Here is a 15200-nt window from a genome sequence, read left to right on the forward strand (position 1 = left end):
TGATTTATTCCTTCATTGCCGTTGGTTTTAACCAACGGATTACAAGTAAACAGCTATGGGCTTTAGCCAAAATCAGGCTTTTTTATTCTTTCCAACAAGTGCGGTGATAAAACAGACCACAGAGTTGAGTCATGATTTAAGGTTTAGGATTTAATTCTTATATTTCCTAAACAGTCATCGCAAAAAGCCTCCTTCTTGGCGCAAGTCTTGTGTTTAGGGGTTGAGGGCAATGGCTGACTTGTGACCGAACAAGCACAAGTCATCTACCCCATAAACACCCGCTCAAGACTTGCGCTAAAAATTGTTATCACCGTACCGCACGCTACTTCAATCCCAATATTCGGTTTTAAGCTTTAGAATTTCGAACTTAGTGTTTAGAATTTAAACCTCCAATGGAACAATACCAGAAAATGTATTTGTACAAACGGATAGTACAGGCAAAACTATTCATCGACAGCCATTTCTCTGAAAATATTGACGTTTCTAACATAGCCGATGAAGCATGCTTTTCAAAATACCATTTCATCAGGCTTTTTAAATCCATCTACGGCAAAACTCCCCACCATTATCTCACAAAGGTTCGGATAGACAACGCCCAACTATTATTAGCAGAGGGTAAGCCCATTATTGATGTTTGTTTACAGATAGGTTTCGACAGTCCAACATCATTCACGGCGGTATTCAAAAAAATAGTGGGCAAAACGCCATCGGCATTTCAAAATGATCAAAAAACAAAGCAACAGGCCATCCGCGTCAACCCGCTATCCGTCGTTCCCAATTGCTTTGCAGAATCTCATGGCTACATCAAAAAATAGCAATTTTCAAGAGGTAATAATGTAATTGATTACCCATGTTTGTATTGCTAACCAACACCTACAAAAAATGATCACCAAAGTAACGCACATGTGCATTTATGTCCTGGATCAGACCAGTGCATATGATTTTTATGTAAACAAACTGGGTTTCAAAGTACACACAGATGCCCCCATGGGCGAAGGCGCCCGATGGCTAACCGTAACCCCACCCGAACAACCCGAATTAGAAATAACGCTATTCCTTGTTGCAGAGGGTGGTATGTTCGACAAAGAAACAGTAGGTACCATGACCCACCTGATCAAAAAAGGAACATTCGGGGCAGCCGTATTCACCTGCCACGACCTGCTGGCTACTTACGAAGAATTATCGGCAAAAGGTGTGGTATTCAAAAAGGCGCCAACAAAAGAGTTCTATGGCTATGAAGCCTTGTTTACAGATGATTCAGGCAATTGGTTTTCATTAGCACAAATTGAATCCTAACCTATGAAATCGATCTTTGATCAACAAACAAGAGATGAACTCATCGGCAGGGTGAATTCATTAAATGCTGATAACCATGCGCAGTGGGGCAAAATGAATGTATACCAAATGGTAAAACATTGCAGCCTTTGGGAAGACATGATGCAGGGTAAGCAAAAGTACAAGCAAGCATTTATCGGTCGCCTGTTTGGCAAAATGGCTTTACGCAAGGTAATGAAAGATGAATCGCCCCTGGCAAGAAACACCCCCACTCTTCCCGAACTTCGGATTTCGGGCAATGGCGATATGTTTCCGGAGAGAACAGAATGGATCTCCAAGATCCAGGATTACGCTCATTTTTCCAATCCAGGTTTTATACATCCCTTTTTCGGCAGCATGACCGAGGAGCAAATCGGGTATATGGCTTATAAACATACCGACCATCATTTACGGCAGTTTGGGGCGTGAGTACATGTATGTTAATCGATGCTTGATGCAGTCGCTCGGCTCCAGCCCGCAGGTGTTGGGAAGACAAAAAACAAAGACCCAAAACGGAGTTTGGCTAAAGCCAATAACTTTTGTTTTGTAGCCCGTTGGTTAAAACCAACGGCAATGAAAGATAAAGCAGCTGTTTTTTTATTCATTGCCGTCCCATAAATGGGACGGGTAATAGCTGAATTTCCTGGCTTTAGCCTAAAACTAATCTTCCCAACACTTGTGGGCTCCAGCCGAGTGACGATTATTTTCAGGCCTCTGGCCTGCGAGTTTCCGGCAGCGGCCGGAGGCCGGGTAATATAGGTTACTCGGCTGGAGCCGAGCAACTGCAGAGAGTTTTTACAGCAAGCCAATTTCTACACCAGGCGTATAAACCCCTCCCTGCCATTACACAATCCAACCGCACCCTCCCGTGGGGAGGGAATTGAAATTTAACAGATCCTGAACCAAATTTTAAAGCCAGGCCACGTGCGATTCCTTCCCTCGGGAAGGGGAGGACGGGGTTTCTGTACAATGATGTTTAACCAAGCGATCAACCCACAAAAGCCGTATTGCTTATCCGAAACAATTTCAGGAAATTTGTTTTAAACCAACCATACGATGGAAACCGCCGACATCAGCAACCCTATATTTTTACAAGCTGTAAATGCTTTGGATGCAGGCAGACTGGATGAATTGCAGGAGCTGGTAAATCAACACAAAACCCTGTTGCGTGACCGCCTGATTACGCCCAATGAGGAAGGTTATTTTAAAGATCCGTATCTCATCTGGTTTGTGGCCGATAACCCTATCCGCAATCCAAAACTTCCACCTAATATTGTAGAGACCACCCGTTTTTTGATTGACGCGGTGAAACGCGAAGCGCCGGATACGTATCAGCAACAGGTAGATTATACCCTTGGATTAGTAGCTACCGGACGGATCCCGCGTGAATGTGGTGTGCAGATAGCAATGATGGATCTGCTAATCGATGCAGGGGCCACACCCGGTAGCGGCATGGGCGCTATCGCGCATGGGAATATCGAAGCTGCTCAACATTTAATTAATCGCGGCGGCGAAATTTCGCTGGCATCTGCCTTGCTATTAGACCGGAAGACAGATACAGATCGTTTAATTGGTCCCGCCACCTATGCGGAAAAACTGACAGCTTTAACCGCGGCGGCATTTTACGGCAAGGCCGATCTGGTGAAATACCTGTTGGATAAGGGAACCGACCCGAATGGTTACCCGGAACAGGGTACTGGTTTTCATTCGCATGCAACGCCCCTGCATCAGGCTGTATCCGCTGCCTCACTGGATGTGGTGAAACTACTGGTTGATGCAGGCGCCCGGCTCGACATACCCGATACCATATACGAAGGTACACCGCTTGACTGGGCCATACATATGCAAACCGAAACCAATAACGAAACAGAAAAAGCAGCTTACGCTGGTATAGCGGCTTATTTAAAAGAGGTGCAAAAACTTTTGCCGGGCGTATAAACCCCTCCCTGCTATCGCACAATCCAAACCCACCCCTCCCGAGGGAGAGGATATTTTACAACTAAACAAACAACGTCATTGCGAGGTACGAAGCAATCCCCGATTTGTAGATCGGCTCTGTATAGTTAGGGATTGCTTCGTACCTCGCAATAACGCGTGGAGAGAAGAATTTCTATAGTAGTCGCCTGCCTTAATAGTAACCATCAATGCACCTCTGATATGATCATCCCCGCCACACTCTTTCCACTGGTTAAGGCCGCCTCAACAGTGCCCATGACTGTGCCTTCGTAAAGATATTCGCCGGTAAAGAACAGGGTATCATCAACCGGGGTATTCAGGATGTTACGACAGGCAGAGGCATTAACGGTATCATAGGCGTACGAGCCCCGCGTAAATGGTTTGGCTGTCCAGTTCATCACCCGCCAGGTTTTAAGTCTTTGCTTTAGTTCATCCACCCCCAACCGGAAAATATTGGCCACCGACTGCAGTCCCTCCATCAATATATCCTCATCAGTCATCTCTTTTTTGGCTTTGGCATCGGGCCCGCCTATCCAGCCGGTAAATACGCTGGAGCGCTCCGGAAACTGCGTCCACCAGGTAGGTATTTCTTCCTGCGACAGCAGATAGCCTATATTATCAAGACTCCGGCCAATACGGGCTTCGGTTTCTTTGGTGTACCAGAAAGCCTCGTCAAACTCCAATAATATTTTGATCACCGAGCCAAAACCCATCTCTTGAATGGCCTCCCTATGCGCTTTAAGCGGTGGATGAAAAGTTATCGCGCCGGTTTGCTCTTCGCTTGCTTTCAAAACACCAAGCGGAATGGCCAGTATCAGTTGCTGGGCGTGATAGGCCGTTCCATCAGCAGCGATGGCGCTCACCTTCCCGGGTTCCCAATAAATGTCTTTTGCGATGGCATTCAGCAATATTTCACTGCCATTTGCTTTACATTCGCCGGACAGATAATTCATCAGGCTCACATAACCACCTTCCACACGATGCTGTGCGCTATCATCCTCACTTTGCCACTCCTTTCGCAAGGCAAAGCAACTGGCTTTCTGCGGATCACCGGTATCATAACCCGATACAAATTGCCGTACCGAGGTCCTCATCCGGTCGTATTGATCCCCTGGAAATTCCTTCGACATAAATTCCTCGATACTGATATCCTGCTGCAGGTTGTTCAATTTATCGATAAGCAAATCCCAATGCTCAATAAATGATTCATTTTCTACAAAAGCGCCTTGATCATACTGTACCATAGCTCCCGAAGCGGGACGGTATTTAATACCCGCCCCGTTTAGCACGCTGAAGGTAACTGGCAGATCGCCGTGCACAAACTCGGCCCCCAGCTCCACATATTTCCCGGTAATGGCATCCTGTTGTGTATGGATCCGGCCGCCAATACGGTTATCAGCTTCCAGTATTATTACTTTTTTACCGGCATTGGCCAGTTCGCGGGCAGCCATTAGTCCTGCGGCTCCGGCGCCTATGATCAGTATATCAGCAGTGTTCATCAATGTATTTTACAGGCAAAGTTATATTTTGTATTGATGATGGCAACCATTAGTTTCAGTACTCTTCCATTTGCTTTTGACCATAAATTTTCGTACTTTTATATCAATACAACGGCCCGGTTTTCTTGTAAAAAGAGAGATCCGGGCCGTTTAGTTAAGCCCAAAACAAGGTCAAAAACCTACTGCTTTATAATCAATTCTTTGACAATCAATAACTTAATACTTTTTAAAGTTTTAAAAACCACTCAAAACCGTGTTAAAATTTGTTAAAAAGTGTTAAAATCGATGGTTTTGAATCAATTTTGCGACGTTTTTAGCCCATTTTTGGGCAGAAAAGTGTTAAAATTTAAGGTTTAAAAAGTTTTTATCTGCCTTTTGATGCACCAACACTTTTGGCATTATTATGCAGCACGATGAAAGGCTGGTAAAGGTCCCAATTGGGTTCCACTCCTTTTTGGATCATCAGCCCTTTTGCCCCAAATGAAAAATTTCCCAGGATGATATCCGGGTAACCATCATGGTCGATATCGTTTACATCCATGGCTATCCAGCGGCCGTATTGGTTAATGGGTAAAGCATGTACCTTAAACTTGCCGGGAGCGATTTGCTCATGGTAGGTAAAACCTTCTTCGGGGTGGTATTTAAAATCGGGGAAGAAAGCGATCACCGCGATGTCCAGGTCGCCATCGTGGTCAAAATCAGCAGCGATGGCTTTTGAGCAGCCATTGATATGGTAAAAATAGGTTTGCTTAAATTTCCAGTTGCCCTGGTTGGTAAAAACATACACGCCGTGGTAGGGTTTAAATACCGGCGAAAAATCATTGTTATCGCCGCAGGTATATACAATATCCAGCAGGCCATCATGGTTAAAATCAATCAGCTGAAAGCTACTGGATCCATACACCGAAGGAAAGCGCAATAAATTCTGACTGGTAAAGCCACCCTTTTTATCATTCAGGAATATCCAGATGCCTTCATCGGCCTGGGCAAACAGGCAGGCGATATCTGGCCAGCCATCGTGGTTAAAATCACCGGTAAAAACCTGTGTAGCGCCAGGTAATGCCCGCAATATTTTTTTGCTGAACTTGCCTCCAGCCTGTTGTTGCGTCATATACAAACCGCCACGATCGCGCCCAAAACCGCAGGATACATAATCTGTGAGCCCGTCTTGATTAAAATCGGCATAGGCACTTTTAACGGGCCGAGGCAAGCTATCGGTAATTAAGGTCGAATCGTCTTTGGCAGACTTGTCGAGGTTAATATTGATCAGCTTTCCTTTCAGCTCATCATTTGGAGGCAGTATACCTATACAAGTAATGACAGCCCCGTTGGGTTCGTTCTTTGATTTAAAAAAATTGATATCCGTAACCGGTGATTGAAACTTTTTGACCAGGATAGGTTGCAGATCGCTGTTCCATTTGTACAGGTTATTGCCTGCATTACCGGTATAAATGAAATCATCATTCGGATTGTAAGCTACCATGGTTGTCATCGCCTGCAATCCTTTGCGATCTACGTTTGGGGGCCTCCTGAGGCTAAATATGGCCCAGTCTTTTACCGCAGTAGGCTTGGGGATAACCAATTTTTTGGGTGATGTATTTTTATAATACGCCAGTATCTTGTACCAGTCTTCCTTGGATATGCTGGTATTTGCCGATACGAGGTAGTTGCCCATAAAATTTTTTAACCCAAATTTGGCAGCCATCGCGGGCATAATACCAGTTTCCCAGATAGCGCTGTCCAATAGCGAAGGATCAGGAAGCTGGTGGCAGCTTGAACAATGGATCGCTGCCAGCTTTTTGCCTTCGGCTAAGTATTCGTTATTAATTTGGGTAGTATTGTTGTTGTTTGAACAGCTGGTGATCAGCATTGCTCCACTTAACACCATAGCTTTTAGTAAACACAAGCTGTTTACCGGCATCCTGTAGTTTTTAGTCATGTACACATTTCAATTTTGGCAAACACAAGCAGGGTGCAGCTTTTATACTTATTTTTTGATGTGATTTTCGAGCACTATCAAAGGTAACTTTTTATCCCATGTGGGTTTAAACCCGGGTATAAATAAAAACCCGCTCGAATAATTGCCCAATATAATATCTGGTTTTCCATCATTATTCTGATCGGCTACTTCCATGCACATCCAGTGTCCGTACTGGCTTACCGGGATAGCATGTGGTTTAAAATCAAAAGGTTTAACCTGCTCAAAGTAGATAAATTCCTCGGCGGGGGTATTCTTCATATCGGCAAAGAAGGCTATGGTGGCTATGTCCAGGTCGCCATCGCCATCAAAATCTGCCGCGATGGCTTTGGTACAACCGTTGATGGGATAAAACCAGCGCTGTTTAAAATTCCAGTCGCCGGTATTGGTATAAATATACAGGCCATGAAAGGGTTTTATCCTGCGCGAATCGCGATAATTATAACCACAGGTATAGATCAGGTCGGGATTGCCATCATGATCCATATCAGCCAGCTGAAAACTCGATGAGCCGTATACAGGTGGAAAACGCAGCAGGTTTCTTTTAGTAAAACCGCCTTTATGATCGTTTAAAAACTGCCAAAGGCCTTCGTCGCCACTACCGATCAGTATCATTACATCAGGCCAGCCGTCTTTATTAAAATCACCGGTGATAGCCTGAACAGCCCCTGGTTTATTATAAATTGTTTCCTGGCTATAAGTGTGGTCTGCATTCTGTTTTAAGAGGAAAACACCGCCTTTAAGTTTGCCCGCACCACAAACTATCATATCGGTAAGGCCATCCTTATTAAAATCGGCATACACGGTTTGCTGGGGCCGGGGCAGATCTGAGGCTACAAAGGTTTGATCGTTGTTTAGTTCCTTAGCATCCAGGTTTACTTTTACAATTTTACCGTTGGGAAAATCGGCAGGCTCCAATCGACCAACACAAGTAAAATAACCGGCATTGTTACCCGCTGTATCTTTTGTAAAATGCACATTTACCGCAGGTGAGGGTAATGTACCCAGCGAATCTGGTTTCAAGTTATTGTCCCAGCCAAGTAGTTTACTATTGGTAAAATCGGCGCTGTACAATTTATGCGTGTACGGATTTACCGCTACCATTGTAGTAAAACTGCTATAGTTTACGGGCTCTGGCTTTTTTAGTGTAAAACCAGCCCAGTCATTGATCAACGGAGTAGGCTTTGGCGCGGAAACAACTGTATCCGGCGCAGCTTTTTTATAATAGGCCACCAATGCGAGCCATTCCTGTAAAGATGCGCCCGCAGTATCGGCTATATCACGTTTATAGTAGGTTGACCCATAAATGGAGATATGCATAAAACTTGCCATATAAGGTAATACATGCTTTTCCCAAACATCTTTACTCAAAGCATTGGCGGGTACAAGCGCATGACAGCTTGTACATTTTAACTGGGCCAGGTTTTGCCCATCGACCAGTACATTACCCGTTAATTGATAAGGCCGTTTAGTTTTATTTTTGCAACTGTTCAGGAGTGTTATGCCAGACAACACCGCAATAAACAACACGATATAAAATGTTACATAATAGCTTCTTCTCATAGAATTATCTTCAGCTATTTTTTAAGTTTTAGTTTTTTCCAGATGTATTCGCCAACCTGCCTGCCTTGTACCGCACCCTGATCAACGCTGTTACGATAGTGTATACCTCCATAAAAACGACTGATCGAGGTTTCGTCGGAAGCTTTTAAAAAGGAATCAAAATGGCGCTGCATACCAATGTAACGCAGGTCGCTGGTATCCTGGTAAGCGAAGTTATCGCCAAAAATGTGGGTTAATATCACTGCCGATGCACCGCTGATATCACTATGTCCGCTCGGGAATTCCGGGAACGGAGGAGTTTGCAACATGGGTAACCAGTTAGGATCAATTTTATCATTAATAACCGTTACCGGCCTGATATAGTTAAGATCATATTTTACCTGCCAGCCACAGATAAACGCGTCAAAAAGCGCTATAGATGTTAAAGCATAGGCTTGTGCCGTTTTCACCACATCGGCATGTGTTTGTTTACAGGCAATAGCGGTGATACCTATCCAGTGCCCCCCGGGTGTGATTTTTTTATTAGCAAACATCACGTGCCCGCTATGCTGAATTACAAAAGGGTTATCATCCCAAAATTTAGCGATATCGATCTGTTCTTTGGTCAGATTTTTACTTTGCTGATACACCTCTACATTCTGCTTAAAATAGGCGCTGTTTTTATCCTCACTAAAAGGCGGTGGGAGTGGCAAGGGGAAATTGGTTGAAGTATCTACCGCAAAGGTGTGCATGGTGCCCCAGCAAAATTCCACACCATCCAGGTAATCGGGCGGCGTTGGGTGCCATTGACCGGGATTATCGTTACCTAAAAACCGGGGTTTGCCACGTGTTTGAGGATAATTATCAACAGAGGCCCGTTTTAGTATGTATTTACCAATTTGCTCACCAAATGCCATCGAACGCGCGTAGGTAGAGTCGTCCAGATTATCTTTGTAACTGGCAAACACCTTGCTTTCATACTTTTTCAGGGTATCAACAGAAAAGGTAACCTTATGAGCTACAGTAAAAAACGCCTTGGTAGCCGCCAAAGTAAAATTGTAGTTTTTATTTTTTTGCGGCTTAGGCGGTTCACCAAAGCCTCGGAGCTGTGCGGTAATTGAATTGTAATCGGGGTTTGCATACCGTACGGCTTCATAAGCTGCAAGCGTGGTATAACCATAAATACGACTGGCAACCGGTGGGGTAAATACATCATATATAATCACCTGCGTTAGCTGGTCAACATTTTGATGCAGTACATCCGTATCTTTCATTAACGCGGCTTTCTTTTTATCACCACAACTAAAAAGTAAACAAATACCGGTAACGGCTATAATTATTTTAAAGCACTTCATGTATCAATTAATTAAGCTGTAAGTTTCTTTGGTGGCCATTGCTATCAGTTATAGTCACTGATGCCATATTGTTCTCAATATTAAAAAATCTGCCAGACTGCGACAAGAAAGAGCTACCGTTGTAAAACTCTTCCCTGCTCATCTTGCCATTTTTATATTTAATAATAGCGTACATATCCAAAGGCTGCAGGTTAATTGTTTTAACCGCTCTTTTTAATTCAAATAGTTTCATAACGCCGCGGTTTTGCGTAGCGGCCAATAAGTAGTTTCCTTTAGCACCTTTTAACTTAACCAATGCCTTACCATTACCCGGAATAAAAAGACCACCTTGCAGCAATGTAAGCGGTTTAAAACCACCTTTACCATCACCTTTAAGTATAAGACCGTTAAAGGCATCGTACCGGCCCGTTGTAACTTCGGTGCCAAAATCATTACCGTTGATGGCTACATCCAGATTGCCGTCGCCATCAAAATCATCAACTGTAATGCCACACAATTCAGACATTTGAGCTTCCGGCGGCAATGGTATAACAGTAAACTTGCCATTACCATCATTTCGCAAATAGCATGACTGCAGATAATTTGCTTTTAACCGTATGGCACCTTTACGCATTTCCGGTGTTATCACCGAATCCATAGTAGCTACAGCCAAAGATTTATAATTCTGATACCGAATGCGCATGCTGATCATTTGCTTTACGATATCATCGCGCCCGTTAACCGGAAATTCTTTCATTTCTCCCTGCTGATCTTTTAGAAAAACAGATGGAAAAGCATCGTAACTACCATTATTATCAAAATCCTTTGCGGTAATAAATATGGGATATTGATCTGTAGCCTTATAAAAAGTATTTAAGCCGGTGTTACCCACTATATAATCAATATCGCCATCATGATCAAAATCGCCGGCGGCAATGGTGTTCCACCAGCCCAGCTTATTTTCGACCCCGGTATTATTGGTTATATTTTTAAAAGTGCCATGATCATTCTGCAGGAAGGTAATAGGCATCCATTCTCCTGTAAGTATCAAATCGGGCCAGCCATCATTATTAAAGTCGGTAAAGGTGGCATCACATACCAAACCTACATCTTTTAATGCTTTTGCAGCTGTTGCGGATACATCGGTAAATTTAATAAGGCCCTTTTTACTATCGTTGCGTAAAACAAAGCTCGAAACAGGCTTAGGATAATTCCAGGGATCCACGCGACCGGATACAAAAAGATCAAGCTTACCATCCCTGTTAAAATCGGCAGCTTTAACACACAATTTGCTGGTGAAGTTTTTAGGCAGGGCATCTGGTTGCAATTTAAAGTCTCCTTTTCCGTCGTTCAGATAAATCCTGTCCTGATAGTTTGTTGATCCGGATTCACTTTCGAACCCTCCGCTGGCTATATACAAGTCGGGGTGGCCATCGCCATCGGCATCAAAAAGCAGGATTCCTTCATCTTTAACCCTAACTTTTTGCGCTAAAAAGTCGTTATGTACAGAAAGCGAGCTAACTGCTAAGGGCACGTCCTTTGTCCGGGGTAACAGATCGCGCTGTATAAATTTACCATCGGCTTGCTGCAATAATACCTGGGCCGGGTATTGGGTTGTGCCTCCAACTACCATATCGTCAAAACCATTACCATCTACATCGCCAACGGCAACGGCAGGTGTATATTCTGATAACTTATGTGGTATCAGCTTTTGGACGTTAAAATCAACATAATCCTTATCCTGATGCTTGTAGGTGATACCTGCGGATGTGGTTATCTCTTTAAATAAGGATGATTTATTGATAGACGGATGGTTATAATTATAATTTTCTTTAGCATCGGCAATGTTTACCTTAAGTGTTTGATCGGCTTTTACATTTTTTAATGACTGCTTTTTGCCATTATCCCATCTGATCACCACAGAATCGAGCCGGTCTATCTTACCCAAACCAAAATGAGCAATATTTTGTATGGTTGACAGATACCCCCGGTAAGGCATGTTTTCATACACCTGCTGTTTGCCATGATCATAATAAATATTGGCCTTGGCACCTATGCCATTTAGATTTTGACTACCGCCATGAAACTGTATATGTAAATAGTGGTGGTTATTTTTATCTTTTTCCCGGGTGGTATTTTTATAGATGAATGCTTCGTCATCGATATTATTGATGATCATATCCATGGTGCCGTCATTGTTCAGGTCGGCATAGGCCGCTCCGTTTGAAAATGACGGGATATCCAATCCCCAACTTTTGGTTACATCTTCAAACTGTAGCCCGTTTGTATTTTTGAAGGCGTAATTGGGTATTTTAACAATAGGTATTTGATCAAGCACCTGTTTAGTTGATGCTACCGAATATGCTTGCTGCCTGAACACAATAAAATCATGATCGGTTACATCGCGCGGATAACCGTTTGTTATTACCAGATCGCGGTAGCCGTCATTATCAAAATCTGTAAGCATGGGTCCCCAGCTCCAGTCTGTTTGCGCTACACCACTAAAAAAGGCTGTTTCACTAAAAATCGGATCGCCAATAGAGTCATTTTGTCCTAACCGCGGGCCCTGGTTAATTTGTAATGTATTGCGTGTATATTGATACTGGTATTTATACCGGTCAAAGTTTTGAAATATCTGGTAGTTGTTTGGTGGCATGAACATTTTTTTACGATAATTATCTTCAGGATTCATGTCAACCTCAAACACATCCGGCAATCCATCATTATTTACATCTTGAACATCTTGCCCCATTGCGCTGTAGGATGTATGTTTAAAATACTCTTGTGCTTTGTCTGTAAATGTGCCGTCGTGGTTATTAATGTATAGTATGTTACTGGGTAAAAAATCATTAGTAACATAAATGTCTTTCCAACCATCGTTATTAATATCAACTATGCTTGCCGCGTGACCATATCCCTCAATAGTGATACCGGCCTGTTTGGATACATTGGTGAATACACCATGTTTTAGCGCTGGATTCCAGTCGTTACGATAAAGTCTGCCTGTACTGCGGTGGCTACCATCTGTTATAATTGGCCTAAATGTGCTTTGATTATCACTTGCTACCGCCTCATTAACGGTAAGGTACATATCCAGGTCGCCATCATTATCATAATCAAAAAATGACGCCATGGTGGAGTGGACATTGATACCCAGCCCATATTCTTTGGCCATCTCTTTAAACTTGGGTACACCATCAGTACCTATCCCCTGGTTTACATATAAAAGGTTGGTTCTTTTAACAGAATCATCTAATAAAGTATTGCATACATAAATATCCGGCAAACCATCATTATTTATGTCAACAACAGCAACACCACGCCCCCAACCGCCTTTACCGCCTACTCCTGCTTTAGTTGTTACGTCTTCAAACTTCATATTACCCTTATTCAGGTATAAACGGTTGGGCACAGCATTACCAATAAAATAAATATCCTGAAGGCCATCGTTGTTAAAATCGCCAATACCTACGCCGCCGCCATTGTAAATATTAAGCATGGTGAGGGGATTTATTTTTTCGTTTTCAACTACAGTATTGCTAAAGGTGATGCCGGAATATGATGAAGGTATTCTTTCAAAAAGCGTTGACTTTTTGCAGGCCATTAATGAACACAGGAACATGCATAAAAAGGGGATAATACGCTTCATGAAATTTTAATATCAGGCTATAAAAAAGGTGGAGATAAACATCTCCACCTAAAATTACAATTTATAAATTATAACAGGTTTAAATTAATAACCTTTGTTTTGAACCAATATAGCCTTACCACCTAATGATTTTGATAAATCAATTTGCTGCTGAGGTATTGGATAATACTCATTTAACCCAGGAGTAAAGTGAGCTCCCTGCAATTGAGAATTTATTCTTACATCGTAAGCAAAGAAGGCATTAATTTCAGTTGCCATGCTACCGTCACTTACCAATGAGCCATTAGGAAGGCTTGATGAAGCACCATCCCAACGTTGTAAATCAAAGAAACGGATGCCTTCCATACCAAACTCAAGCTTTCTTTCAAAACGAACCGCTTTGCGTGCAAAATTTTTATCACTAAATGAGCCTGTCGGGTAGTTCTTTATAACATATTTATCAGCAGCGGTGGCACCTAACGTATTTCTGGCGTAGGTAGATGTACCGGTACTGTATGGTGCTCCTTTATAAACCCAACCATCTGGATTGGCAGCCCGGTCCCTTACTAACTTAACATCAGCTTCGGCATTAACAGTGTTACCAACCTCTATTTCAGCTTCTGCAGCCATTAATAAGATGTCAGAATAACGCATCAGATTAATATTATTTGATGTAAGCTGAACGTTGTTCCACACACCGGGAGTAACATCTGAGTTAGAACCTTGTTCTGCTTGTGAATAAACATTTTTGCGTGGATTGAAAACACCATCTGTAGGGTCACGTATCCATGCAGGTGGAGGATTACCCCAATCAAGGAACGGAACATTAGGACGACCTACTGTAATATCCAAACGAGGATCGACATTACCTGTCCATGGAGTTGCACCATTGCTTACATCCTGGCCAATAACATCAAAGCTTGTAAGCAGCGGTAAACCATTGGCATCGGTCTTGAATGAATTGGCTAATGATTGAGACGGATTAAACCAACCGCAGCAACCACCAGGGCCACCATATGGGAAGTTTAAATCATCACCGGCATTACCGTTTTGACCCAAGCCACCGTCATTTACTGAGTTTTGTGCCGCAAATACAGATTCAGGGCTATTTTTTTGTGCGGCCTCTGGGCTAAAGTTGGTTTGAAAAACAGGGTTAAGGGCATATTTTTGACCGCGCGCAGTAACTCCATTGGCTATTAAAGCTTGTAAAATTGGTAAAGCCGCAGTATAGTTATGCTCAAACATATAAGTTTTGGCCAAATATGCTTTTGCCGCCCAACTGTTAGCACGGCCTGCCTGAGGCTGAGTAGCTGGCAAGTCTGCTGCTGCATCGGTAAAATCCTTTTCAATCTTTGGAAATATCTCAGCAGTATTAGGCACGTTATAGTCCTTCATAGTTTCATCAACATAAGGTACCTGGCCGTACATCTTCCTCAATTCCAGGTAGTAAAAACCACGAAGAAATTTAGCTTCTGCTATTATACTTTTAGCATCAGATGCGGCCAAATCTTTAGCCAACGGAACAGTGCGCAATACATCATTTGCCCTTGCAACACCATCAAATAACAAGGTATATCTGGCAGTAATATATGGATTTGCCGTATTTGCCGTAAAATTACCTACAGGCAATGCATCCTGGCCACCATCAGATGGTTGTGATCCTTTATAGGCATCGCCAGCAGCAATACTACCGAACATCCAATTGGAGCCCGACGCGTTTGAACCTCCACCTATACCACCTACTCCATCCAATAAGGAGTAAGCACCTATTAACATACCATTTACACCAGCCGCGTTTGCAACGTTTTCTGGTTTTAAGTTACCTAATGGATTTTGTGTTAAAAGATTCTTTTTACAACTATATGCCAAGCATAGCGCCACCAATACTAATGGTACTATGACTTTTAAATGTATTTTTTTCATAATTTCTTTTCTTAAAACATTAAACA

General features: G+C 42.9%; 11 protein-coding genes. 4 read left to right on the plus strand and 7 right to left on the minus strand.

Features of this window, described 5'->3' with window-relative positions; translation table 11 throughout:
• Positions 1-392: 392 nt before the first annotated feature.
• From BLR84_RS09465 to BLR84_RS09475, 3 genes are all read left to right on the plus strand, one after another.
• A complete protein-coding gene (locus BLR84_RS09465) occupies positions 393-815 on the plus strand; it encodes a helix-turn-helix transcriptional regulator (protein WP_090467183.1) in 423 nt (140 codons plus the stop codon).
• A 67-nt stretch (positions 816-882) separates the two neighbouring features.
• On the plus strand, positions 883-1296 hold the full coding sequence (locus BLR84_RS09470; RefSeq protein ID WP_090467185.1) for a VOC family protein: 414 nt from the start codon (positions 883-885) through the stop codon (positions 1294-1296).
• A gap of 3 nt (positions 1297-1299) precedes the next feature.
• Entirely contained in the window at positions 1300-1743 is a 444-nt protein-coding gene (locus BLR84_RS09475) for a DUF1569 domain-containing protein (RefSeq protein ID WP_090467187.1), read from the plus strand.
• A gap of 11 nt (positions 1744-1754) precedes the next feature.
• Here BLR84_RS09475 and BLR84_RS29990 read toward each other — a convergent pair whose 3' ends face one another.
• Positions 1755-1919, minus strand: coding sequence for a hypothetical protein (locus BLR84_RS29990; RefSeq protein ID WP_176852013.1), 165 nt, complete (start codon positions 1917-1919; stop codon positions 1755-1757).
• Positions 1920-2370: 451 nt separating this feature from the next.
• Between BLR84_RS29990 and BLR84_RS09480 the strand changes: the two genes are divergently transcribed.
• A complete protein-coding gene (locus tag BLR84_RS09480) occupies positions 2371-3252 on the plus strand; it encodes an ankyrin repeat domain-containing protein (RefSeq protein WP_090467189.1) in 882 nt (293 codons plus the stop codon).
• Positions 3253-3455: 203 nt separating this feature from the next.
• On the opposite strand, the gene BLR84_RS09485 is transcribed toward BLR84_RS09480, so the two are convergent.
• The 6 genes from BLR84_RS09485 to BLR84_RS09515 all read right to left on the minus strand — a co-directional run bounded on the left by BLR84_RS09485 (position 3456) and on the right by BLR84_RS09515 (position 15174).
• Positions 3456-4769 carry a flavin monoamine oxidase family protein gene (locus BLR84_RS09485; RefSeq protein ID WP_090467191.1) on the minus strand — a complete coding sequence of 438 codons (1314 nt, stop codon included), beginning with the start codon at positions 4767-4769 and terminating at the stop codon, positions 3456-3458.
• A gap of 364 nt (positions 4770-5133) precedes the next feature.
• Entirely contained in the window at positions 5134-6708 is a 1575-nt protein-coding gene (locus tag BLR84_RS09495) for an FG-GAP repeat domain-containing protein (RefSeq protein ID WP_218128269.1), read from the minus strand.
• A 48-nt stretch (positions 6709-6756) separates the two neighbouring features.
• Entirely contained in the window at positions 6757-8310 is a 1554-nt protein-coding gene (locus BLR84_RS09500) for an FG-GAP repeat domain-containing protein (RefSeq protein WP_090467206.1), read from the minus strand.
• Positions 8311-8324: 14 nt separating this feature from the next.
• Positions 8325-9644 (minus strand): vanadium-dependent haloperoxidase, encoded by a 1320-nt coding sequence (locus BLR84_RS09505; RefSeq protein WP_090467208.1) that lies wholly within the window; start codon positions 9642-9644, stop codon positions 8325-8327.
• A gap of 7 nt (positions 9645-9651) precedes the next feature.
• Entirely contained in the window at positions 9652-13272 is a 3621-nt protein-coding gene (locus tag BLR84_RS09510) for a VCBS repeat-containing protein (protein WP_090467209.1), read from the minus strand.
• An 84-nt stretch (positions 13273-13356) separates the two neighbouring features.
• Positions 13357-15174 carry a RagB/SusD family nutrient uptake outer membrane protein gene (locus BLR84_RS09515; RefSeq protein WP_090467715.1) on the minus strand — a complete coding sequence of 606 codons (1818 nt, stop codon included), beginning with the start codon at positions 15172-15174 and terminating at the stop codon, positions 13357-13359.
• Positions 15175-15200 lie beyond the last annotated feature (26 nt).

The sequence above is a fragment of the Mucilaginibacter sp. OK268 genome, from assembly GCF_900103125.1.
Classification (GTDB): Bacteria; Bacteroidota; Bacteroidia; order Sphingobacteriales; family Sphingobacteriaceae; genus Mucilaginibacter.